The organism is Paenibacillus allorhizosphaerae, assembly GCF_042659105.1.
Lineage (GTDB): Bacteria > Bacillota > Bacilli > Paenibacillales > NBRC-103111 > Paenibacillus_G > Paenibacillus_G allorhizosphaerae.
Map to the genome: position 1 here is coordinate 37,329 of NZ_JBHSRV010000008.1, position 21,240 is coordinate 58,568.

Consider the following 21,240-nt stretch of genomic DNA (forward strand, 5'->3'; position numbering starts at 1 on the left):
AAGATTTCCCCCGATTTTTATACGATTTCACACAAATTGCCGGAGGTTCTCATGCACGAACGCGAACGTCCCATGCTTTCCATTTCATCTACGCCGCTTCCCTATTATCTGGAATCGGGCAGAGCCTTTTATGCTCCCGGGGAACGGCATCCGAACCGGCGCAGCATCGGCGTATATGATCTCATCGTAGTGGAAGCCGGGCATCTCTATATAGGCGAGGAATCCGTGCAATGGGACGTTGGCCCAGGGCAAATGCTGCTGCTTCAACCGGACCGATTCCATTACGCCGTTCGTCCGTGCGATGCGGAAACGCGGTTTTTCTGGCTGCATTTTCAAACAGCAGGGCTTGCGGCCGCCGACGCCATCCAGTACGTCATTCGTTTGCCGCAGTATTGGATGCTCCCGTTCCCGGGCCAGACGTACCGGCAGTTCGAAAGGCTGCTTCGTTTATCGACGGAACGCCGTTCGGAAGCGTTCTGGGAAGAGCAATCCATCTTTCAGGAGCTGATTCGTCAGCTCGACGGGGCCCGGACGTCGCAGGAAGGGTCGCGTACGCTCACCGTCGCGGAAATGGTGGAGTCGTACCTCAAGCGAAATTATCAAAGGCCGATCAGCAACGCAAAGCTGTCTACCGATCTTCATTTTCATTACAATTACTTAATCCGCTGCATGAAGGAAGCTTACGGCTTGTCGCCTATGGAGTACCTGCTGCGAATTCGGCTGGAGCAAGCAAAGCTGCTGCTGATCAAAACCGATTGGTCCGTTGCGCGAATCGCCGAGCATGTCGGTTTCGGGTATGCTCCCTATTTCTCCCGCTGCTTCTCGGCTCATAACAACATTTCCCCATTGCAGTTCAGGAAGCTTTATTCACAATGACGGGGTCTATTGAAATGCCGTACAAGCCGCCGGTTTATCAACCGTTCCTATCGACGACCCCTTATATAAAAGAATCCCCTACCTTTATAAAGCATCGCCGCTCGTTTCTCGTCGGCAGCCCGCATAAAGGAGAGGATTCCTGTTTCGGTTGTACGATTCCACTTGGCGTAGTTTTTTTAATCAGAAATTATCGGTACTCCAGAATATGTACGGCGTTTCCGGAAACAGGATCCGGAGGTAATCGTGGCCTTGCGACGGCGGTTTTTCCAGCGCATCGCATCCTTTCAGCAGCAGCGTGATCCACTCCGCCTCGCTAAAATGTACCGCGAGATGGTAAGACACGGCCGCCGAAGCTTTGACCACCTCTACCTCCTCCTCGCGGATGCGTAATACCGCCTCCTGCTCTCCCACGCCGATCAGCAGCGCTACAGGGAAAACAATGCCGTCTGCAGCCGAACTTTGACGTACACGGCGCGTTAATTCCGGCGCGAGTTTCGTCAGCAGCCGGACGATGTCGAAGGACTTCCACATCGCGCTCGCCGTTGTTCCTGACGTTCCATGCCCGCGGAAGCATTCCAGCAGCGCATGGCCTGCGGGCAACGCCGCCTGGACGCTCTGCACATCCGGCTGTGCGTCGAGTGCGCCCTGCAATAGCGATAACGCCGCTTTCTCCTGCCCGGACTCGTAGCAGCACTCCGCGATTTGCAGTTGTTGCCCGTCTTTGCGAATTTTATAGCGCATGTAAGCCATAATATTCCCCGAGCCCGTTCCCGTACCAGAACCCTCGGCCACCAGAAAATGTTCCGGCTTCACGGCCTTCCACTGACTTTGGCCCTGCCAATACGCTTTCGTCCGAATCATCGAGCCGGTCAGCCCGCTGTTCATTTCTTCGTATATATCCATCACTCGGGTCAAATCCGCATCCTCATACGTCCTTACCGAGCCGGAAGTCTCGAATGCGCACAGCTTGAGCTCGGATGCTTTGGCGTTCCATATGTTGTTTACCGATCGCACCCAGCCCACTTGCTCGTAAAAGGAATGAATGCCTGTAAACAGCAGCGACGCATCGTATCCGTTGTCCTCCATGTATTCGGACTGACAGCGCAATATGCGCTGAGCGAGTCCGCGTTTTCTGTATTCGGGCGACGTCGCCACGCTGCCAATGCCGCCGACCTTCAATTGTACCGAACCGTATCTCATCCGGTAAGGAAAGATTTGAATCGCCGCGGCGATCTCCCCATCCACCAAGGCGATCCATGTCGTATCCATCGCATAGGCGTCGTCGTAATCAAGCCGCTCTTGAAAAAAGCTTCGTCCTGCGGCAAACACGGTCCCCCAAATATCATATGCCCGCTCGAGCTCCATCCTTGATACGACGGGGCGAATCTGTATCGTCTCCACTTCCATTCCTCCTGCCTGTCCTCGGAATGCCCTGGTAACCGTTTCCGGTACAAAAGCCGGGTTTATTATACCATCCCGCTTCACAGAAAAATATCACATAAAATCGCTCAATTATTATGCGATTTTGTCCTGAACATTGCGGTCAAACCGGCTCTTCCGTAACGTCCCTCTTCCGCAGCCGGGCTCTGAATTCCTTCGGCGAGCAGTGGTTGTACCGTTTAAACATTTTGTAAAATTGAGATATGTTCGGTATCCCGACATTGTGGCCGATTTCAGCGATGCTCAATTCCTGCGTCAGCAGCATACATTCCGCAAGCTTGATGCGCTTGAAGTTTAAATAATCGAGAAACGTAAGCCCCATCACCTTTTTAAAATATTTCACAAAATAGTGATAGCTGAAATTAAGCAGTCGGCAGGCGTCTTCCACCGTAACTTTCTCCGCGATATGTGCCTCCACATGCTGCAGCACCGGCCGCAGCCGCATAATCTCGATATCCTCCGACGCTTTCAGCATGCCCAGGCGATCATGACGCACAAGCAGCAGCAGCAAGCTTCGGACCGATATGCCGACCGCCATCTCGTGCCCTTTCCGTTTGCCCGTCATTTCTTCAAAAATATGCATAATGAGCCGGAACGCTTCCTGACGCGCCGTCGGATCACTTTTGAATATATAGTTCAAATCGTCAAGCGGACGGGTCAACTCCGAAAGACCGTGCATGAATGGCAATGTGCTTTGATCAAAATACGGGGACAAATGGACCTGAAGCACCACATAGTGCACTTCGTCCGTACTCGGCCTGTCCGTTCGATGCGGCTGGGAGGAACCGATCAAGAACACGTCGCCCGCTTCGAGCACCGCGGACTCATGCTTCGTATGCATGATGATCCGGCCTTTGATAATCGCCAGCAGCTCAACCTCCTTATGATGATGCCATTTGCCGGACAACACGCTGTTGCGCCGCAGCTCATAGATGTCCAGGAACAGCAGCGGATTTTGATAAACGACGCGTTCCTTTACCGCACCGGGGAGCATTTCAACCGATTTGACCATATGTCCCTCCTGCCCTCGCTATACGATATATTTTCACTATAGCACCAATGAGGACAAATTCGCATAAAGAATGAATAAATTATGGAATATCATTTTACGGCGCAACTCCCTATACTTACTACTAAAATCGTTCCACGGAGGGGTTGCAATGAACAAAAAGAAAGCGATACCACTATTGCTCGGCATGTCTCTTCTCGGCACACTCGCGCTGAACGGCTGTGGAAAGGAAGCGGCTGAACCCGGAAAAGCGGGCGAAGCCGTCAATCCCGACCGATACAATAATGAGCCGGTGACGCTCACTTTTTTCTCCAACGGCGCAGGGGTGCTGAACGGTGCCGATCTGGATGCGCTCGTAACGAAACCGGTCCAGGCCAAATATCCGAACATTGCGACGCAGCTCGTCACAGGTACGTCACTCGACAAACTCATCGCCGCCGGCGAAGTGCCCGATGTGATCTTGACCAGCAACTATTTTCTATACGATATGGTGGAGCTGGGGCTTGTATCCGACTTGAACGAAATGATCAAGCAGGAGAAGATCGATCTCGGCAAATTCGAGCCGGAAACGATTAACGTCACGAAAAGCTACGGCGATAAAGGACAGTTTTACGGCATGCCTTATGCGATGAACTATGGGTTGCTGCTGTATAACAAAGACATCTTCGACAAATTCGCCGTTCCTTATCCGAAGGACGGCATGACGTGGAATCAAATGATTGAGCTTGCAGGCAAGGTCACCCGCATGGATCAAGGGACTCAATATATCGGTCTCGATCTGCAAAATCCGTCGATTTTGACACGGCCTTACGGATTGGGCGTCGTGGATGCGAAGCAGGAAAAAGCGGCCCTGACAACGGATGCTTATAAAAAAGTATTGGGCCTCTACGAGCAGCTATATAAAGTGCCGGGGATCGTCGAGCCGCAAAAAAAATACACGTACGGCATCGACTACTTCATGAAGGAACAGAAGACCGCCATGTTCCCTTATTGGCACGATTCCACCACGGCGCGCCTTCCGCAGCTCAAGGAAGCGGGCAAAAACTTCAACTGGGACCTCGTTTCGTTCCCGTCCTTCGATGACAAGCCGGGCATCGGCCGGGAAATCGACTACCATCTGGCGCTGGTCACGCCGAACAGCAAAAACAAGAAAGCGGCCTATGCCGCCATCCACACATTGATCGGCGAGGAAGCGCAAAAAACGATGAACAAAGGAACGCGCCTTACAGTGCTCAAAGACCCCGCGCTCAAGAAAGACGCATCGATCGATACGAAGCTGTATGAAGGAAAAAATCTTCAGGGCATTTTCACCGTCAAGCCGGCTCCGCTGCCGAAGGCGACCAAATATGACAGAAAGCTGTACCCGTTTCTGAGCGAGGCCGCCAAAGGCATGGCATTCGATAAAAAGGACGTCAATACGGTGCTGCGGGAAGCCGAGGAAAAAGCGAACAAGTTCATTCAAGAGAATCAGTAGCCTGCATTATTCAAAACCCCGACTTGGAGCCGCTTCGTGGTTCTGGGCCGGGGTGCTTTTACTACATCCACGGACGTCTCATGATCGCTCTGTACATCCGGGCAAAACCCTGCTTGCCTCCTTCGAAGGCATGCTGCCGTGCGGCAATGATTGCTGCAGCAATGGTAGGGAGAATAAGCAGCGTGATCACAACGAGCGGATTTTTGTAATAATCCGATCCGGTTGTGAAAATAATCAAAAAGGCGCTGGCGGGGAACATAGCTACCGAAAAGATTAAATACATAAAGCCTGCATAAAATTGGAGTGGCTTGCCCGATTCCGTCGCCTGATTCGTCTTCAACAGCGACATCATGATGCCAAAAATGGACATGGGCATGAAAAGCAGGAAAAGCGGCGGATACAGCTCCGCCCCGGCCCAAAACAATGCGAAGTACAACAGCGGTTGATACCGATTCTTCGGTTCATCCGACTTCCTCCCGATTCAGGATCGATCCATGAACCCCCGTTTATTTATATTACAGCACGGTACGGATAATTTTGGAAAAAGTTTCGCAGTTTGGAAGTTGCAAAACCCAAAAAAATAGAATATTATTACGTTAGGTGATATATCGCCTTACGTAATAATATAGGGGGTGAACCTTTACATGGGGACTGCCGATTTTGACCGGTTTTCCGATCCGTCCGTACTCATTATGGCAAGCCTCGCAGGCGGCGCTAAGCATGGCTATGCCATGATGGAAGATATCGAAGCGATGTCCGGCGTACGCCTTGGACCGGGCACGTTATATGGTGCGATTTCCCGGTTGGAGAAGCAAGGATTCATTATCTCGCTCGAATCGGAGGATCGGAGGCGGCCGTACAACATCACGCCATTGGGGGCGGATGCGTTAAGAAAGCAGCTCACCAGCTTAAGCCGCATTGCCGAAGTCGGTCTGCAAAGGCTGGCGATGACATGAACATTATGAAATGGCTCATACGCCTTTATCCGAAATCATGGCGCGACCGATATGAAGAGGAATTCATAGCGATGTTGGAGCAATACGACAAGTCTCGGGCAGCCGACATATTGGATATGATCCTTGGCGCTGTGGATGCGCATATATATCATAATGTCAAAAACAACCATCTTCCTCAGACTATTCCCTTAAAAGGAGGAGCTGCAAGCATGCAATCACCATTTGAATCCGGTGCGATCGATAAAACGTTGGCCCAAAAAGTAGTGGAAGAGGGCATCATTAAGCATCAATTGATGATGCAATATGTCGATGTTGCGTACGCCCCTTCATTTGTCGATCAAAAGCCAACGCTGACCTTTTATTTCCGGGCGGATCATCGTCTCGAGTTGGGACCGTTATGCAAAGATTTAGGATCCGTTTACAACCAACGGATTCAGTTAAAACAAACAGGACGCATGACTCCCATACCGCAAGCAGACTCTCATGAGGCAACGGTATGATACCATGTAAATAAGGAGCTGCCGCGGTAGCTCCTCTAATCCTCCAAATTGACCCATATAATCGCGCCGTTCGAATGCTTACACGGCTTCGGCCGTTCAAACAATAGCCTACATCAACCAAAAACCGGCTACCGCAACAGCCGGTTCCACGCCAAACTAAGTCGATCCCGTTATCCTTTCACATCAACCCGCAATTCTTTGGACGGATTATCGGTATAATACCAGAAAATATAGAGCTCCGCATCCGTTCCCGTAAAGTTGGGGTACATATCAATCGACTGGTTGTTGCCGTCACCATACATATTAGCGCTCACACGCCTGCCAACGATGGAACTTTTTCCAGTACCCATGTACGTTTGATTGATCCCGCCAAAGCTTGGGTCCGCGGACTCGCTCTGCACGTAAAGATTTCCGTCCTGCTTGTAGTAGGTCCATTTTACATCATAGCCGCCGACCTGCGTGGTCGAGGTTTGTTTTTGCTCGGTTATGCCTTTCAAACGGATCGGTTCTTTGGCGTCTCTGTGTTCGAGCACCTCATATTTGGCGATGAGCGTCATCTGCGTCTGCTCAGTCACTTGCAGTCCTGGAGGAAGCTCAAAGCGGAACGTCGTTTCCTCGCGATTGTCTCCCCCGTACCAAATGCCTCCGTTCAGCACTTTGCCGTTCACTTCCAAAGCATAGTTCACGAACGGGAACCGCAAATATTTCTCATGACTGGCTTTGATCCGGATTTGCGTCGGCGTCACAATCATTTCCTTGAGCACCATTTGCTTCTCCGCATGCGCAATAGGAATGTTCAAATTCCTTTTGATGGTACCGCTCAGCATCTGCTTTTTATCCAAATGTAGATCGTAGGTCCACGTTTTGTCGATCCGCCGATCCTCCCGCGTATAGAGCAGCTTGTATTTGACGGTCGGTTCCTGCAAATCGCTTACCGCGAAATGCTGTTGGCCGGTGTATTCCCCATGCTCCCCCGGTTTGCCGAATACGCCGGAAGCCGCGTCCTTGACGAGGGTATCCCCTTTGAACACGCCGATCCGAGGATGCGACCAAGCTTGGGCATCCGCGTCACTAAAAGCAACCGCAGAAGCGAACATCACTTTATCCCCTTGAATAAAAGGCTGCAGTGTCAGCTTGCCGATCCCGTCCTGCTGAATATCGAACAATTGCGATTTGTTCTCGAACGGCCGAAACGCAATATCGCGCTGCACGGAGGAAAAAGATTGCAGTTTTTGCGCCGTGAATCGAACGTCGGCTTCCTGACCTTCCGGCGTCCACTCCGTCTCGAAATAGCCGGTCCACGCTTTGTTCGCTTGATCCCATGACTGACTGTGCCGTCCTTCAATGACGTTGCCCTTACTATCCGTCAGCTGCATCTTGGCAAAGTACAAGCTGTCCTTCTCCGAACCGCCGTCAGTCTTCAAGCTGTACAGCAGTACCGTCCGGTTATCGTCCACGATGGCGGTATGTACGGTCAGCTTGGCGCCGTCCTGCGTCACCGACTTCTCAATGCTTTGCCCCAAGCCTTGCTGCAGCGCAGATTGAATTCCGCTGCGATAGGAAAGGATTTGGTCCCAGTTATACGAGATGGCCGCTACTACCGGGGTAGCCACTAGCACCGCGGAAAGAATCGAGATCACTGCTGCTTTGCGAAGGCGCCTGCGCTTCGGGGCGTTCATATCTACCGGCTGCAGCTTATCGCCGGGCCCGGGCAGCGTCTTCTCCAGCCGGTTCCACATCGCGTCAAAGTCCGGGTATTCCAGCTGCTTGTCTTCGTTTATCAATCTGGAAAAAGTTTGCTCCTCTTTATCCATATGCCTTCTCATCCTTTCCACGATGAATTTCCCCCTTAATCATCATCAGCCTCATCAGCTTCAATGCCTTATTCAAACGCGACTTGACCGTCCCAACCGGGATGCCGAGAATGTCCGCGATCTCGTTCAAGCTGCATTCGTTCAAAAACCGAAGCGATACGACCGCCTTCATTTTCCCGGGCAGCCTGCGCAGCAATAGCATCGCTTCCGTTACGGTCTCCCGTTCCTCGGCAATCGTCTCGGCGGCCTTCTCCGTCACCGGCGCAGGCTCGAGCTCGAGTCGTTTTTGTTTGGTTCTGGCACGGCTATCTTTCTTCAAATGGTTGAGGCAGTGATTTACCGTTACGCGCATCAGCCATGTTTTCAAATATTCGACCTTCCTCCAGTCGTGCCGGAATACGGTCATAAACACTTCCTGACACACATCCTCCGCATCGGCGGCATGGTGCAACATATAATAGCATGTTCGGTAAACGTCCTTACTGTATGTTTGAAATAACTCCTTCTCCGTCAAGCTGTGCCCTCCTTTCCGTTTCTGACCTATAAACAACGTCAGCCGTCAAAAGGTTCATTTGATTTTCCCATTGCGCTATGAAAATGATAAAATGTTTCTAACCGCAATGAAAGGTGGAAAAAACGATGGGATATGCATTCACGATCGAGCCCATTACGTATAGCGCCTTTGAAGACGAAACGGCGCAGATGGATCAGTGCAAAGAATGGGGCTTGCTGTCCGAGAAAGCGACCAAAACGAAAGCATTTTATTACAAGCGGGGCAGCCTCCACTTGGCCTGCACCATTGTCGGATATGTCGATGAGATGACGGCGGTCATTGAACTCGAGAATGGGCAAAAGCACTGCATTCACCCTTCGTATCTGAAAGAGATGCAGGCCGCGAATTACGGACAGAAGGTCGGAACGGTGACGGAGGAAACCGCCGCACCGGAGACGGCTGACCTAGGGGCCGAGCAGGAAGCGGCTCCGGTCGCCGCGGAAACGAAAGCGCCGGAGTCTGAAATCGATGCTTCTACCGGCGAAGAAACGGACGCATCAGGGGCCGAAGAAGCCGCGGCGGACAAGCCTAAGGCCGAACAACCGCCGAAGGAAAAGGCGAAAAAGGGAAAGGCTGCAAAAATTGAGCTGCCTGAAGAGAAAGTCAAGATGACCGCCACCGTTCAGCAGTTCACGACCGTGCCGAACCATTTCACCGAAACCGACGATGAAGTGATCGTCTACGAGGCGGTATCCATCGTGGATCCTGCCATCGAGCTCGGCGCCGCGTGGTCCAGCTACAGCAATACGCTGAAAAAGCTGGAGCTCAGCGTCGGCGACGCGATAACGTTCGAAGCGAAAGTCGTAGCCAAGAAGTTGACCAAGCATCCCGTGCCTTACAAAATCAACAATCCGGCTAAAATTCAAAAAGCGGAAGCTTGAATGAAGAGCGGAAGTATGCGTCGGCGTACTTCCGTTTTTTTATTTTTTTAAGCCACCGCATCCGGGAAAAATTTTGCTACAATAGGATTTGGTTTTCATTATCCCAAAGGAGGAGAATGGGCTTGAATCTGTTTCACATGATACCCGAGCTTCGTCAGAAGCTGTTCGGACGGTTTTGGAACCCGATGTTGGTCACCGTCATCGCGGGTGTGCTGAGTGCGCTCTATTTTGGGGTCACCGGCACGTTTTGGGCGGTAACGGGTGAATTTACCCGTTTTGCCGGCCACGGTATGGAGTGGTTCGGAATCGACCCTCACAAGCTTTCGTACATTGAACAAATTATGCATCTGGAGGGCAGTCCCATCGACCGGATTGACGGCTGGGTCGTCACCGGCATGTTTCTGGGCGCCCTGCTCAGCGCGCTGATGGCAGGGCAGTTCAAGCTGCGCCTTCCGAAGCAAAAACGCAGACTCGTTCAAGGCTTCGTCGGCGGCATCATCGCCGGGTTCGGCGCGCGTCTTGCGATGGGCTGCAACCTCGCTTCTTTTTTTACGGGCATTCCGCAATTCTCGTTCCATGCCTGGCTCTTCATGCTCGGGATGGGCATCGGCACTTGGATCGGCGTGAAGCTGGTGCTGCACCCGCTGCTGCTGGGCAAACCGAAGCTTGAGAAAGCAGCCCCCAGGCCTCGTTCGATGGTATCCACTACGCCGAAGGTCCAGCCCTGGATCGGGCTGGTCGTGCTGGCGGCAGCCGTCGTCTTTATCGCAACGGAGTTCGCAGCCGGTAAACCGAAGCTGGCCTTGGCCGGTATGTTCGGAGTAACCTTCGGCTTGCTGATCCAACGAGGGCAAATCTGCTTCACATCCGCCTTCCGCGATTTGTGGGTCACCGGGCGCGCCACGATGGCCAAGGCGCTTTCCGTAGGCATCATCGCCGCAACGTTATGCACTTCCGTCATCATTTCGCTCGGCGTTCCGCAAAAAATTATGTGGGCCAGCCCGGGCGCGCTGATCGGCGGACTGCTGTTCGGCATCGGGATCGTCGTCGCCGGAGGCTGCGAAACCGGATGGATGTACCGCGCGATGGAAGGCCAACTGCAATACGTTGTGGTCGGCGCAGGCAACATCGTAGGCGCCGGTCTGCTGGCATGGGGATGGGATCACTGGTCGTTATATGTGAAGCTGGTGGAAGGCTACCCAAAATACAATCTCGTATCGGAGTGGGGCTGGAGCGGAGCGATTTTCGCCACCGTCGGGCTGATGCTCGCTTTCTACCTATTCGCATTCTTTTGGGAGAAGCGCGTCCGTTATAAAGCGGACCGCAAGGGTCAAACCGTGCTAATGAAAGCCGGCGTGGCGAGAAAGGAGATGGCTTAAGATGAATCCACTTCGGGCGGAAGACTACAAGCCGGAGCAAATCCAACCGACCATGACGTTGAATTTGGAAGGAGAGCCTTGCCCCTACCCCGTCGTCTATAGTCTGGATGCGATGGAACAGCTGCGAAAAGGGGAAATTTTGGAGGTCATCGCCGATTGCCCACAATCGTTCCATGCCGTGCCGGAAGAAGCGCGGCGTGCCGGGTATGTGCTGCTCGGCGTGCCGGTGACGGACGGACCGACGATCCGCTTTTATATTTTAAAGCCTTAAGCAGCGCCCAAACCTCCTGCCCCGCTTCCGCTAGCGGAGCCGGAGGTTTTCGTTTTTACGCGGTTCGATTCAAGGCATTCTTTTAAGAAATCGTAAACACTTCGTGCTCGGCCGAAAGCTCGATGAAACGCTTCATCGTCGATATTTCCCCGGCGTACAGCTTGTCCGACACTCCGTAATAATCGGCGCATGTTTTGCAAGCGAGCACCGGTACGCCCTGCTCCTGAATTTCTTTCAGATGCAGCGATGCGACGGATGCGTCCGTTAAGGCAAGCACCCCTCGATGCATGCAAAAAATAGCGGCCGGCTTCCCTTCCTCCTGCTTGAGAATCGTAAAGAACGATTCCAGGATCGATTGCCCAAGCTCCCCGTCGCCTTTTCCCCAGCTGTCCGTACTAAGCAAAATCACTTTATTGCGCATCGCAACGTCCTCCTTGAATAATATCGGTTCCTGTTCCATTGTATCAGAAATGCTTTCTTTTAGCCGATTCCCATTGGGCTATAAAAACCGCAATCAATAAGAAACGTCCGCTCGTATTTTTTGTTAATATCAAACTGTAGAAGTAACTTCCAGGGATAACCAAGCAAACATAAAATGAAGGAGTTGGCCGTATGAAAACGAAAATTCAAAAAATCACTCCGAATCTATGGTTCGACACACAGGCCGAAGAGGCGGCGAAGCATTACGTATCTATTTTTAAAGATGCCCAGATCGGTAGAATTACCCGCCATGGAAAATCGGAACTGGCCGAAGTCCACGGGATCCCGGAGGGGACGGTCATGACCGTCGAATTCCAGTTGGAAGGGCAGCAGTTCGTTGCCTTAAACGGCGGGCCGCATTTCCAATTTACGGAGGCCATATCGTTTATCGTCCACTGCGAATCGCAGGAAGAGATCGATTATTATTGGGACATGCTTGGCGAGGGCGGGGATGAGAAGGCCAAAGTGTGCGGGTGGCTAAAGGACCAGTTCGGCGTATCGTGGCAAGTGATTCCTGCCGACCTGAGCGAGATGATCAGCGGCCCCGATCCTGCACAATCGCAAAGAGTGATGAACGTATTGCTGCAAACAAAAGCCAAAATCGATATGAATGCTTTACGGCAGGCGTATGAAGGTTAAAAAAGATTCAGCTTCTTGAACTAACAGCGGAGAAACCGACACGGCAGGAAGAGCATGTTGCAATTTCACTGGACCTTAGCCTAGATGAAGTCTCGACTCCCGGCTATTTCCTGAAAATTCCTCACATCGTACACTAAGACTATAAAACAACGATATGAGGAGCGTCATTCTTATGAAAAAAGCAATCTGTTCTATCCTTGCCATTATGTTAACAACGGGCAGTTTTGCAGGGTCAATCTCCGCTTCCTCCGCGGTGAAGGAACCGACCGTGAGTACTGCTACCGCAGCCGCACAAACTACACTTCCTCCACTCGACCCTGGAGCGATGCGTGAAGTGCTCTCCGGCCTACCGAACTCGAAAGCCACGGCGGCCCTGGTCTACGTTGGAACCCCGACGGACAGCTGGATGGGAGCATCCGGCGTAGCCGATATCGCTTCCAACGCCCCTGCGCGGGCCGACGGCAGATTCCGCATCGGCAGCATCACCAAGGTGTTTACCGCGGCTCAGGATCAAAATCTGTTGGGCCTCAACATCGGAATGGCCGCCTTCGGCATAAAATAAGGACAAATCAAAAACCAAGCCCACATGTCCACCACGGGCTTGGTTTTTTGTTTACACGTATTCTGTTAAGATCCTTCTACCCGCTTCCTGAAATAAACAGCGGATTCCTCATACCGGCCATTCCCCTTTCCAGGCATCATTCAACTGCAGGTGGAATTGTTTTTTTGGAGATTCAACCAACAATTGATAGATTGAACCGAATCCGTATGATAACCTGATTACGAACAGAGCGCTCTGAACTATTTTTAGGGAGGTTCATCCATGCTCGATATTTCAAAGATCGGCGCATATATTTCGCGTCTCCGCAAAGAAAAAGATATGACTCAATTGGAATTGGCAGAAAAGTTGAATATAAGCCATCAAGCCGTGTCCAAATGGGAACGAGGCGATTCCATGCCTGACATCGGGACGCTTCCTTTATTGTCCGAACTTTTTCAAGTATCCGTCGACGATTTGCTCCACGGCGGCGAGCGTAAGGAAGCGCGCGGCCTCGGGGCCATAGTCGAGCAACTGGCTAACGAACAGCCGGGGAAAGTGGCCGAGTTGATCAATACGGGGCAAAGCGATCCGGAACAACTGGTGGCGATCGCGCCTTTGGTTAAAGCGAGCACGCTGGATCATATTGTCGATCATATGGAGAAAGATACGCTTCAGGTGAAGGAGCTGATCAAGCTCGCTCCTTTTCTTCATCAAGATACGCTGCACCATCTGGCCGAAAATGTCATCGAAGGGGCGAACGACGTAGAGAAATTAGCCGGACTCGCTCCTTTTTTGGGGAAAGAATGGATTCAAAAGCTCGTTATGATCGTTCACGAAAAAAATCTCGAGTGGAAAACGGTCTCCAAGCTTGCTCCTTTCAGCTCGCCGGAAACTTTCGATTGGCTGGTCGATCGATGCATCGAGGGGCATTTGGATAACAAAAAAATGAGCAGTCTAGCTCCTTTTTTGAAAAAAGAGCATCTTCTCAAGCTTGTAAAGGCAGTGGAATCAGGACGGCTGCCTTTCGCATTCCTTACTCCATTTGCTCCATTTCTGGACCGGTCGGTACTTGGAGATATTGTCGTCCAAAAAATGCAAGCTTGAGAATGATATACAAAATGCAGGCGGCCGAATCAAACTTCGGCGGCCTGCTCTTATCGACGCGGGGCTTGTCGACGACGGCCGGTTCATCGCCCCCCTACCCTCGCCCTATCCGGAGGACTATCTTCCCTTTGCAATAAGGCGCAGTAATCCAAGCTTCTTTTCTTCGCCGCGCACCAATCGAATAATATTGGGCCAATGGGCGATGACGGCTAATATGAAATATACGCCTGTGAATAAAGGTATCCACCAATGCTCATGAACGATGAAATAATAAATGGCTTCTACCGCAAAAAAAGCTAGAGCGAACACCGACATTCGATCTACAATGAACAGCATAATGACTCCCAGGAGCAGTACGATGAATGTAAACAGCGGATTGACGGCAATAAACACCCCTATACCCGATGCAAACCCTTTGCCGCCCCTTAAGCCAAGCAGGACAGGGTAATTATGACCCAATATGACGGCAAGGCCGGCCAAATATTCGGCAAGCATGCCTGCATCCGGCCCACCGATGGACGTAAGGACCCATTTGCTGACCAGCACGCATGCAAATCCTTTAAGGAGGTCAATCAGCAGCGTTGCGGCTCCATATTTCATACCGAATACGCGAGTCATGTTCGTCGTGCCGGCGTTTTTGCTTCCCATCCCCCTGATATCCTGGCGAATAAACTTTTTGGATATAAAAATGGCAGCGCAAAAATTACCGACAAAATAACTAAATAATACGACAAGGGCGAGCTGCCACCCGTAATTCAGCACGATCATTCCGGTCACTCCCTGCGATATGGGTTCGTTGACTCCCATGTTAGCATTTTCCAATTGCAATATTACTTGAATTCTAGCATTGGAACTCCGGAAAAATAAAGGATTAAAATGTGGTGATCCATCTTGCAACCTAATTTGAATCGATCAGCTCTATAACCTTTTTCCCATCTCTGTTCATAATCAATCAACTGAGTAATGATACTTTTTCAAGTAGGACGCTATGGTTTTGGGATTTTCATGCCACCACAATATAGGCAGATCGCATACCTTAATAAACCCTAAACGTTGGGCCAAGCTGTTGGAAGCATCGTTCCCTGCATCACAGTTCCAGTATGGCGTAAGTCCAAGCTCCCTGCTTTTTTGAACATAAAAGGTACATACGATCGTTGCCAGTCCCGTTCTTCGGTGCTTCTTTAAAGTAAGGATATCTGGAGCAATGAACCCTCCGCCTACAAAAGACGTATTACATACACTAGCGAGCTCTCCATTGGTTCTTAAACAAAATCCAAACGCTTTTTGCAAATATTCCTCATCTGATTCCCAAAGTAGACTGTACGTTGTATCTATCTTATCTTGATAGATGTTGAAAAGCGGAGAATCAATCGGTATTACTTCGTAACCTTCAGGTACTGCAATAGGATTATCTACTTTAACCTCATCGTTCAACAAATAATGGTTCGCGTTAACCGCACGACTAGTCCTTTTAGCGCTTGTTCCAACAACCGAATCCAGTCCATCGACGATACATATAGATCGAAATAATTGCCATGATTGGACCGGTTTTTTAAGAAAGCAATAAGAGCGCTATGAAAACTGACGTCGGAAGGATCGCCAAAAACATAGTAGGAACCTCCGCGATGTACGACTAATCCTGATGTCGGCTTGCTAGAGCAATTTACATAGATTTCGCCGGGTTGATGATGGTCTATTACTGAATATACGAATACATTGTGACAATGAAACGAGTTGTTAATGATCTCGCTAATATATCCATAATCGGACTTTGGAAGCAGCTTCATAAATCCTTTCCTTTCAACTGATTGAATTTACTGTCCAGCTCCCGAAACGAGCAGTCGGTGTCAACCGCTAAAAAACATATCGTCTACATGATTCATTTGCTGAGGAATCAGCTTGACTCTTTCGCCTTCTAATGGGATTCCGTTTGTATTCATCACATTCCCTCATCTTGTTGTTCGCTTAATTGCTTAATTAAGCTGATGCGAATGACGTCATCCCAAATCGGACCGCGCCGCACCTTACGATAACCCATCTTTTCGTTCAACTCGATCACATGGTGGTTGGCTTCTTCGGTATGGGTATAAATCAAATTCACTTGATGGCTCTTAGCTTCTTCTTCCAGCCTGCGTTTCAGCTTTGTCGCCAGCCCCAATCTTCGGTAGTTCGGATGGACCCATAATTGAAAAACTTCCATGAATCGGCCGTCGCTTTGAAATAATGCCCGGTCGATCTCACTGTATACGGTTTTCCAAGGATACGTCACGTCCCTGTTGGCTATGTTGTACATAATCATGCCAATCGGTTTGTTCAGAGCGGAGTCCTCGACAATAAAGGCACCTTTACTGGGATCTGTGAGAAAGCGTTCAATTTTGTTACTATGTGCTTCAAGTTGCTGTGTTGTCATTTCAGCTTGATCCGAGACGGTGTACCCGTCGTTCTTCAGGTCAATGTGAACTAAAAACGGATGGTCCGTTATCGTTGCTTTGCGCATGAGCTGCATGCCGTCACCTCATTGTTCCTTATTTTTACTTAACCCCAGACTCCTACGACGATCACCCCTAGCGTTATGAATACGGAGGAAATTAACCGTCTTACTCCTTGTTGTTCGCGAAGAATGAGTACTCCCATAACGGTGCCGAATACGGTTCCAATTTCTCTCATTGGAGCGAGCTGGGCTACAGGAGCAAGCGATAAAGCAAACAAGAACAATACGTATCCACCTGGTGCAATCAACCCGCCAAGCAGCATGATCCTCCAGTTGGCTCGCAGTTCCGTTTGTATACCGCTCGATTTAAAAGTCGCCCAAGAAAGAGCAAGCAAATTCCCGATATTGGTCGCCTCGTTTAAAACGACAGCCGATACATATTGCAATGCCAACTTATCGATTACGATGTAACCGGCGATACATATTCCTACGGCTAGTGCCAACAATGGCGCCTTGAATGATACCGATTCATTGCGCTTCGGCTTGACGTTGCTCAGCAGCACAATACCTGTGACAATAGCCAGTACTCCCATCCATCCCGGAGCCGTTAACTTTTCGTTCAGCAACGTTACCCCTAGAATCGGTACAAGTAAAGGGTTCGTTCCCCGCATGATGGGATACACTTGGGACAAGTCGCCTACGGTATAGGCAGCAGCGAGCAGCAGTACATACAGGCCGTGCACGATCATGGACGCAACAATGACCCCCCAGCCGGTTATCGTTAGCCCGCTGCTATCCCATTCCAGAACAGCCCAAGGTAAAAAAATTACGATCGCGATAAGCTGACAAAACCACAAAAAAACATTTTTGTTTATGCTTCTCTTCGTATATAAATTCCAGACCGAATGCAAAAATCCCGAACCGAGCACGAGGAGTATGGCTATACTCATACGGGGATTCGCCGCCTTCCGCGGCCAGAGAATGCTATAACGCCGATGTTTTCGCTGCTTAGCATAATTTTCTCACCATATGAATGTCATACGGTTCTTTTTCAAATAATTCTTTATCCACTTCCCGCGTTAGCATGGAACCGCAGCTTGTGTAAAATCTCACTGCCGATTCTGTTTCGGTGGATGAAATATATAAAGATTTCGCCCCTTGCGCAATCGCCGCTTGGCTCAGCGCTTCGAGGAGTCGTCGCCCGATCCCTTGTCTGCGGTATTCCCGCGTCACATACATCAGGTCGAGCTGAAGCTGGCTCTTGTCGTTGCCTCGAAATTGATGAGCCAGAACGCCAAATCCGACCAGCCTCTCCCCGTCAAATGCTCCGAAAGCGGTCCCGCCGTTTGCCAGCTCATTCTCGTAGCGGGAAATCATCTCACGGTAATCGTCTTCGCTCCAGTTCGGGCATAGGTGCCCTGCTGCGGTTGCTTCAAGTACTCCTTCGTGGCATCGATACACTCGTTCGATGATCTCCGACCGGTCGATGTCGCGAATTCGATACGAATCCTCAAGCTTCATTGGAAAAATAGAAATCATAGTATGCTCTCCTCTAAAAAGACGTGTCCTCATTTAACTCTATTTTACCATGCGTTTCCAACGGTATTGCGGAAAAATTGATTTTAGTCAAATTGCCTGCGACGTTACATTACCTCAAGGTTACTATATGACTTCAAAGTGCGTACTTTTCACCAACGATGCGGGGGTGCACAATGTGAGTATATCCCAACAGAAAAAGGAGAGAAATTCATATGAACAGTACAGAAACAGCAGCTCGCAAAGTAGCACTTGTCGTCGGAGCAAACGGCGTGATCGGACGGAACCTGATCGACTATCTCGTCATGCTGCCGGATTGGGACATTATCGGGGTTTCGCGGAGAGGCGGCATGTCATCCGACCGTGTGCGATACGTCGCCGCCGATCTGCTTGACCCCGCTGACAGCAGTGACAAGCTGAGCCGCCTGACAGAAGTGACGCATATTTTCTACGCAGCCTACCAGGACCGCCCGACATGGGCGGAGCTTGTTGCTCCGAATCTCGCCATGCTCGTTAATGTGGTCGAAGCGATCGAGCCGGTCGCCGCCGGACTGCAGCATATTAGTCTGATGCAGGGCTTTAAAGTGTACGGAGCGCATCTCGGGCCGTTCAAGACGCCGGCTCGCGAAACGGACGCCAACCATATGCCGCCGGAGTTTAACATCGATCAACAGAACTTCCTAGAGCAGCGGCAGCATGGCAAAGCTTGGACTTGGTCGGCGCTTCGCCCTTCCGTCGTGTGCGGGTTCGCGCTTGGGAATCCCATGAACCTAGCCATGGTCATCGCCGTTTACGCGTCGATGTCGAAAGAGCTTGGGCTGCCTCTTCGTTTTCCGGGCAAACCCGGCGCCTACCACAGCTTGCTGGAGATGACCGATGCCGGGCTGCTTGCGAAAGCAACGGTATGGGCGGCAACGGACGAGCGCTGCGCCAATCAGGCTTTCAATATTACGAACGGCGATCTTTTCCGATGGAATGAGCTGTGGCCCAAGATTGCCGCGTACTTCCAGCTCGAGACAGCGCCTCCACTGCCGATGTCACTGGAAGTGATCATGGCCGACAAGGAAGCGTTATGGGACGCCATGGTGCAAAAATATGGCCTCGAGAATAACACCTACAAGGATGTATCCTCTTGGCGGTTTGGCGACTTTGTGTTTTCCTGGGATTACGATTTTTTTGCCGACGGGACCAAAGCACGCCGTTTCGGCTTTCATGAATTCATTGATACGGAAACGATGTTCCTAGACATCTTCGATGACCTTCGCAGACGCAAAGTGATCCCCTAACCGGTCATGACAAAACGCCGGTCTCTAAATAGCAGAGACCGGTTCCTTATGTCCGTACGCTAACCGTCTGAACGCAGTGCGGCTTCGGACAGGACCGTAGCTTGATCGCCGTACACGCGCTCAATGTGAGTATCGCCCCATTTGCACATCAGATGGAGGATCTCCTTTAAGCTCCAACCGTAGTCTGTCAGCTCATACTCCACTTTAGGCGGGACCGTATTGTAAGTGATTCGCTGAATGACTCCATCCTCTTCTAGCTCCCGCAGCTGCTCCGTCAGTACTTTCTGCGTCACTGCGGGCATAAGGCGCATCAGCTCGCCGTTGCGTCTCTTGCCGAAGGTGAGATAAAACAAAATCACCGGCTTCCACTTGCCCCCGATGACTTCAAGCGTTGCTTCCACCGCCGTATTGTAGGTTTTACCTGATGTAGACATCGTTCGTACGCCTCCTTGCCTTAACGATATCGCCTCAAGTACGTCTTTGCAAGCAACGAAAGTATCCTGCGTTAGGGAAACAATTGAGTCGATATTTCATTAACCACGATTAACCTTCCTTGCTTCCATCCGAAATGAGCTGCTCTAGAGAAATCGGATAAATCGGCTTGATAAGCTCAAGAATCGCCTTGGCGTAATCCTGAATTTCCTTTTGAGCATCGTGCTCGAGCCGCTGCGCCAAAAAGTGTGCAACCGATTGAACGGAAGCGGTCCAGTACCACCGTACATACATGCCGTAAGATGGCAAAAACAATCGGGCTTGCTCGGCGCAAATGCCGTCGGCCAAAGCGTTTTCGTACTTTTGTATCCCTAGCTCGATGTAGTTCATCAACTCTCGTGTATGCTTCTCGCCCAGTTCCCAAGCGATTGGATCCCCGCTCCCCTGTTTGGAATTCTCCGGCTTGGACCTCCACTCATCGGCTTGCGGGATGTAGAATACCGGTTCCTCGGTAATGTAACGGCGGCTTGACTCATTCCAAGCATCCAGGCTGTCGCCGGTGCCTTCATAATGGGCGGAGCCGACCACATATTTCCCTGTTATGTTACGACATGACCGCTTCCGTCATATCTCTTGCAGTTTCCTGCAAGCACAGACTATATCATCATCTCGATTTAGAGATGCCGCGCGCTTCGAGTTCGCTTGAACCCTACTCCTTAAAGGATAGTCGTTGCACCTTCCCTATTAGCAGTCGTAACCACTTATATAAGGCTCGGCTCAGGGTTATCATAGCTTTTTAGGCCTTAGACGTTCCCTGAGTTCACGCGGTTCCGAACGATCATCACTGACCGTTGGGGCTATATTGTAACTTCCAGTATTTTCGTATAGGCTATACTGATAATCTACAATTAATCTAACCATTGCCGAGCTACCATGAGCGGCGCATATACCTCGAATTGCGCGATCGCATGACGAAATGGCGACGTATGCCCTTCGCGAGCAAGGAATTTGATCAGCTTGATGTCTCGTTCGCTCAGCTCCGGCGATTCCTTGGCATAGGATACTCGGGCGGCATTGACAACGGTCAAATCGGAACCCATATGATCCACCAGCCGCACATAACCTTCATTCAGCACTTTTATAAACGACATTCGATTTCCCCCTCAAAATGGTCTAAAATATTGCTTGTATAATAATTTTGTTTGAATTGCGCTCTGCAGAGCGTTCCAATCCCGGCTTCTCCCCTTTTCGGTCTTGGTTAGCCGAATCATATCGAAGGCATAGTCCGGGGTCACCCATCGCACTTCCTGCGTCTCGTGATCATGCGGTACTATACGCGTTGCCGGCTTCATCAAGAAATATTTCGTTACGCATGTATCCGATTGGAACTCCCCGGGGATCGGGGCGACGATTATGCATTCATGCCCGGTTTCCTCAAGAACTTCCCTTAATGCGGTTTCTTCAGGCGATCGATCGTCCGGGTCAGCTCCACCCTTCGCAAATGTCCATACATACCCTCCCCAATAACCGCTCGGACTTCGCATAAGTACTTTCCCTTCATGATTAAATACGATACCTCCATAGGCGTATTCCGTTTCAATCACCTCCCCTCCCTTTGGGTTGTTCAATATTATGCAT

Annotated in this window: 27 protein-coding genes; 11 read left to right on the forward strand and 16 right to left on the reverse strand. The window is 50.7% G+C overall.

The genetic code is table 11. From position 1 onward, the window contains the following. Positions 1–51 precede the first annotated feature (51 nt). Positions 52–876, forward strand: a complete 825-nt coding sequence (locus tag ACFQI7_RS24980) for a helix-turn-helix transcriptional regulator (RefSeq protein ID WP_218099690.1) — start codon at positions 52–54, stop codon at positions 874–876. Positions 877–1,056: 180 nt separating this feature from the next. Here the strand turns inward: ACFQI7_RS24980 and ACFQI7_RS24985 are convergent, their stop codons facing one another. Together ACFQI7_RS24985 and ACFQI7_RS24990 are read right to left on the reverse strand one after the other, a co-directional pair. Beyond that, entirely contained in the window at positions 1,057–2,277 is a 1,221-nt protein-coding gene (locus ACFQI7_RS24985) for a GNAT family N-acetyltransferase (protein WP_218099691.1), read from the reverse strand. Between the two features lie 142 nt (positions 2,278–2,419). Next, positions 2,420–3,328 carry a helix-turn-helix domain-containing protein gene (locus ACFQI7_RS24990; protein ID WP_218099692.1) on the reverse strand — a complete coding sequence of 303 codons (909 nt, stop codon included), beginning with the start codon at positions 3,326–3,328 and terminating at the stop codon, positions 2,420–2,422. A gap of 148 nt (positions 3,329–3,476) precedes the next feature. Between ACFQI7_RS24990 and ACFQI7_RS24995 the strand changes: the two genes are divergently transcribed. Further along, the gene (locus ACFQI7_RS24995; RefSeq protein ID WP_218099693.1) at positions 3,477–4,799 is read left to right on the forward strand and encodes an ABC transporter substrate-binding protein; all 1,323 of its coding nucleotides are present in this window, start codon (positions 3,477–3,479) and stop codon (positions 4,797–4,799) included. 61 nt (positions 4,800–4,860) lie between these two features. Here ACFQI7_RS24995 and ACFQI7_RS25000 read toward each other — a convergent pair whose 3' ends face one another. Continuing rightward, positions 4,861–5,235 carry a hypothetical protein gene (locus ACFQI7_RS25000; RefSeq protein WP_218099694.1) on the reverse strand — a complete coding sequence of 125 codons (375 nt, stop codon included), beginning with the start codon at positions 5,233–5,235 and terminating at the stop codon, positions 4,861–4,863. Between the two features lie 208 nt (positions 5,236–5,443). Between ACFQI7_RS25000 and ACFQI7_RS25005 the strand changes: the two genes are divergently transcribed. Together ACFQI7_RS25005 and ACFQI7_RS25010 are read left to right on the forward strand one after the other, a co-directional pair. Then, positions 5,444–5,755, forward strand: a complete 312-nt coding sequence (locus tag ACFQI7_RS25005) for a PadR family transcriptional regulator (protein ID WP_218099695.1) — start codon at positions 5,444–5,446, stop codon at positions 5,753–5,755. After that, the gene (locus ACFQI7_RS25010) at positions 5,752–6,255 is read left to right on the forward strand and encodes a PSP1 C-terminal domain-containing protein (protein ID WP_218099696.1); all 504 of its coding nucleotides are present in this window, start codon (positions 5,752–5,754) and stop codon (positions 6,253–6,255) included. The genes ACFQI7_RS25005 and ACFQI7_RS25010 overlap by 4 nt, the downstream gene beginning before the upstream one ends. A 170-nt stretch (positions 6,256–6,425) precedes the next feature. Here the strand turns inward: ACFQI7_RS25010 and ACFQI7_RS25015 are convergent, their stop codons facing one another. Together ACFQI7_RS25015 and ACFQI7_RS25020 are read right to left on the reverse strand one after the other, a co-directional pair. Beyond that, positions 6,426–8,081 (reverse strand): DUF4179 domain-containing protein, encoded by a 1,656-nt coding sequence (locus ACFQI7_RS25015; protein ID WP_230415083.1) that lies wholly within the window; start codon positions 8,079–8,081, stop codon positions 6,426–6,428. Then, positions 8,062–8,583, reverse strand: coding sequence for an RNA polymerase sigma factor (locus ACFQI7_RS25020; protein ID WP_218099698.1), 522 nt, complete (start codon positions 8,581–8,583; stop codon positions 8,062–8,064). Before ACFQI7_RS25020 ends, ACFQI7_RS25015 begins: the two co-directional genes overlap by 20 nt. A gap of 125 nt (positions 8,584–8,708) precedes the next feature. Between ACFQI7_RS25020 and ACFQI7_RS25025 the strand changes: the two genes are divergently transcribed. From ACFQI7_RS25025 to yedF, 3 genes are all read left to right on the forward strand, one after another. Then, entirely contained in the window at positions 8,709–9,503 is a 795-nt protein-coding gene (locus ACFQI7_RS25025; protein ID WP_218099699.1) for a hypothetical protein, read from the forward strand. 122 nt (positions 9,504–9,625) lie between these two features. Continuing rightward, a complete protein-coding gene (gene yedE, locus ACFQI7_RS25030; RefSeq protein ID WP_230415046.1) occupies positions 9,626–10,882 on the forward strand; it encodes a selenium metabolism membrane protein YedE/FdhT in 1,257 nt (418 codons plus the stop codon). Between the two features lies 1 nt (position 10,883). Further along, complete coding sequence (gene yedF / locus ACFQI7_RS25035) at positions 10,884–11,153, forward strand: sulfurtransferase-like selenium metabolism protein YedF (protein WP_218099700.1); 270 nt, start codon at positions 10,884–10,886, stop codon at positions 11,151–11,153. 82 nt (positions 11,154–11,235) lie between these two features. Here the strand turns inward: yedF and ACFQI7_RS25040 are convergent, their stop codons facing one another. Continuing rightward, positions 11,236–11,574 carry a DsrE family protein gene (locus ACFQI7_RS25040; protein ID WP_218099701.1) on the reverse strand — a complete coding sequence of 113 codons (339 nt, stop codon included), beginning with the start codon at positions 11,572–11,574 and terminating at the stop codon, positions 11,236–11,238. A gap of 191 nt (positions 11,575–11,765) precedes the next feature. On the opposite strand from ACFQI7_RS25040, the gene ACFQI7_RS25045 reads away from it, so the two are divergent. From ACFQI7_RS25045 to ACFQI7_RS25055, 3 genes are all read left to right on the forward strand, one after another. After that, on the forward strand, positions 11,766–12,272 hold the full coding sequence (locus tag ACFQI7_RS25045) for a VOC family protein (protein ID WP_218099702.1): 507 nt from the start codon (positions 11,766–11,768) through the stop codon (positions 12,270–12,272). 268 nt (positions 12,273–12,540) lie between these two features. Further along, positions 12,541–12,834: a beta-lactamase family protein gene (locus ACFQI7_RS25050; protein ID WP_230415048.1), complete on the forward strand. Its 294-nt coding sequence runs from the start codon at positions 12,541–12,543 to the stop codon at positions 12,832–12,834. Positions 12,835–13,095: 261 nt separating this feature from the next. Beyond that, positions 13,096–13,917: a helix-turn-helix domain-containing protein gene (locus tag ACFQI7_RS25055; protein WP_218099704.1), complete on the forward strand. Its 822-nt coding sequence runs from the start codon at positions 13,096–13,098 to the stop codon at positions 13,915–13,917. 117 nt (positions 13,918–14,034) lie between these two features. Here ACFQI7_RS25055 and ACFQI7_RS25060 read toward each other — a convergent pair whose 3' ends face one another. From ACFQI7_RS25060 to ACFQI7_RS25085, 6 genes are all read right to left on the reverse strand, one after another. Then, positions 14,035–14,724, reverse strand: a complete 690-nt coding sequence (locus ACFQI7_RS25060) for a glycerol-3-phosphate acyltransferase (RefSeq protein WP_218099705.1) — start codon at positions 14,722–14,724, stop codon at positions 14,035–14,037. 141 nt (positions 14,725–14,865) lie between these two features. Continuing rightward, positions 14,866–15,354 (reverse strand): GNAT family N-acetyltransferase, encoded by a 489-nt coding sequence (locus tag ACFQI7_RS25065; protein WP_218099706.1) that lies wholly within the window; start codon positions 15,352–15,354, stop codon positions 14,866–14,868. Continuing rightward, entirely contained in the window at positions 15,348–15,704 is a 357-nt protein-coding gene (locus ACFQI7_RS25070; RefSeq protein ID WP_218099707.1) for a GNAT family N-acetyltransferase, read from the reverse strand. Before ACFQI7_RS25070 ends, ACFQI7_RS25065 begins: the two co-directional genes overlap by 7 nt. A 152-nt stretch (positions 15,705–15,856) precedes the next feature. Beyond that, positions 15,857–16,423, reverse strand: a complete 567-nt coding sequence (locus ACFQI7_RS25075) for a GNAT family N-acetyltransferase (RefSeq protein ID WP_218099708.1) — start codon at positions 16,421–16,423, stop codon at positions 15,857–15,859. A 29-nt stretch (positions 16,424–16,452) separates the two neighbouring features. Next, positions 16,453–17,298 carry a DMT family transporter gene (locus ACFQI7_RS25080; RefSeq protein ID WP_218099709.1) on the reverse strand — a complete coding sequence of 282 codons (846 nt, stop codon included), beginning with the start codon at positions 17,296–17,298 and terminating at the stop codon, positions 16,453–16,455. 58 nt (positions 17,299–17,356) lie between these two features. After that, complete coding sequence (locus ACFQI7_RS25085) at positions 17,357–17,887, reverse strand: GNAT family N-acetyltransferase (RefSeq protein WP_218099710.1); 531 nt, start codon at positions 17,885–17,887, stop codon at positions 17,357–17,359. A 212-nt stretch (positions 17,888–18,099) separates the two neighbouring features. Here ACFQI7_RS25085 and ACFQI7_RS25090 point away from each other — a divergent pair, with 212 nt between their 5' ends. Continuing rightward, entirely contained in the window at positions 18,100–19,170 is a 1,071-nt protein-coding gene (locus ACFQI7_RS25090; RefSeq protein WP_218099711.1) for an SDR family oxidoreductase, read from the forward strand. Between the two features lie 59 nt (positions 19,171–19,229). Here ACFQI7_RS25090 and ACFQI7_RS25095 read toward each other — a convergent pair whose 3' ends face one another. The 4 genes from ACFQI7_RS25095 to ACFQI7_RS25110 all read right to left on the reverse strand — a co-directional run bounded on the left by ACFQI7_RS25095 (position 19,230) and on the right by ACFQI7_RS25110 (position 21,206). Next, positions 19,230–19,604, reverse strand: a complete 375-nt coding sequence (locus ACFQI7_RS25095) for a winged helix-turn-helix transcriptional regulator (protein WP_218099712.1) — start codon at positions 19,602–19,604, stop codon at positions 19,230–19,232. A gap of 109 nt (positions 19,605–19,713) precedes the next feature. Next, a complete protein-coding gene (locus ACFQI7_RS25100; protein WP_329958239.1) occupies positions 19,714–20,190 on the reverse strand; it encodes an FAD-dependent thymidylate synthase in 477 nt (158 codons plus the stop codon). 320 nt (positions 20,191–20,510) lie between these two features. After that, positions 20,511–20,753, reverse strand: a complete 243-nt coding sequence (locus ACFQI7_RS25105) for an FAD-dependent thymidylate synthase (RefSeq protein ID WP_377517803.1) — start codon at positions 20,751–20,753, stop codon at positions 20,511–20,513. Between the two features lie 12 nt (positions 20,754–20,765). After that, entirely contained in the window at positions 20,766–21,206 is a 441-nt protein-coding gene (locus ACFQI7_RS25110) for an NUDIX hydrolase (RefSeq protein ID WP_218099713.1), read from the reverse strand. Positions 21,207–21,240: the final 34 nt, after the last annotated feature.

Coding starts and splice junctions, on each gene's coding strand:
- ACFQI7_RS24980 (WP_218099690.1), top strand. CDS start 52: ATGCACGAACGCGAACGTCCCATGCTTTCCATTTCATCTACGCCGCTT.
- ACFQI7_RS24990 (WP_218099692.1), bottom strand. CDS start 3,328: ATGGTCAAATCGGTTGAAATGCTCCCCGGTGCGGTAAAGGAACGCGTC.
- ACFQI7_RS24995 (WP_218099693.1), top strand. CDS start 3,477: ATGAACAAAAAGAAAGCGATACCACTATTGCTCGGCATGTCTCTTCTC.
- ACFQI7_RS25005 (WP_218099695.1), top strand. CDS start 5,444: ATGGGGACTGCCGATTTTGACCGGTTTTCCGATCCGTCCGTACTCATT.
- ACFQI7_RS25010 (WP_218099696.1), top strand. CDS start 5,752: ATGAACATTATGAAATGGCTCATACGCCTTTATCCGAAATCATGGCGC.
- ACFQI7_RS25015 (WP_230415083.1), bottom strand. CDS start 8,081: ATGAGAAGGCATATGGATAAAGAGGAGCAAACTTTTTCCAGATTGATA.
- ACFQI7_RS25025 (WP_218099699.1), top strand. CDS start 8,709: ATGGGATATGCATTCACGATCGAGCCCATTACGTATAGCGCCTTTGAA.
- yedF (WP_218099700.1), top strand. CDS start 10,884: ATGAATCCACTTCGGGCGGAAGACTACAAGCCGGAGCAAATCCAACCG.
- ACFQI7_RS25040 (WP_218099701.1), bottom strand. CDS start 11,574: ATGCGCAATAAAGTGATTTTGCTTAGTACGGACAGCTGGGGAAAAGGC.
- ACFQI7_RS25045 (WP_218099702.1), top strand. CDS start 11,766: ATGAAAACGAAAATTCAAAAAATCACTCCGAATCTATGGTTCGACACA.
- ACFQI7_RS25055 (WP_218099704.1), top strand. CDS start 13,096: ATGCTCGATATTTCAAAGATCGGCGCATATATTTCGCGTCTCCGCAAA.
- ACFQI7_RS25060 (WP_218099705.1), bottom strand. CDS start 14,724: ATGGGAGTCAACGAACCCATATCGCAGGGAGTGACCGGAATGATCGTG.
- ACFQI7_RS25070 (WP_218099707.1), bottom strand. CDS start 15,704: ATGAAGCTGCTTCCAAAGTCCGATTATGGATATATTAGCGAGATCATT.
- ACFQI7_RS25075 (WP_218099708.1), bottom strand. CDS start 16,423: ATGCAGCTCATGCGCAAAGCAACGATAACGGACCATCCGTTTTTAGTT.
- ACFQI7_RS25080 (WP_218099709.1), bottom strand. CDS start 17,298: ATGAGTATAGCCATACTCCTCGTGCTCGGTTCGGGATTTTTGCATTCG.
- ACFQI7_RS25085 (WP_218099710.1), bottom strand. CDS start 17,887: ATGATTTCTATTTTTCCAATGAAGCTTGAGGATTCGTATCGAATTCGC.
- ACFQI7_RS25090 (WP_218099711.1), top strand. CDS start 18,100: ATGAACAGTACAGAAACAGCAGCTCGCAAAGTAGCACTTGTCGTCGGA.
- ACFQI7_RS25095 (WP_218099712.1), bottom strand. CDS start 19,604: ATGTCTACATCAGGTAAAACCTACAATACGGCGGTGGAAGCAACGCTT.
- ACFQI7_RS25105 (WP_377517803.1), bottom strand. CDS start 20,753: ATGTCGTTTATAAAAGTGCTGAATGAAGGTTATGTGCGGCTGGTGGAT.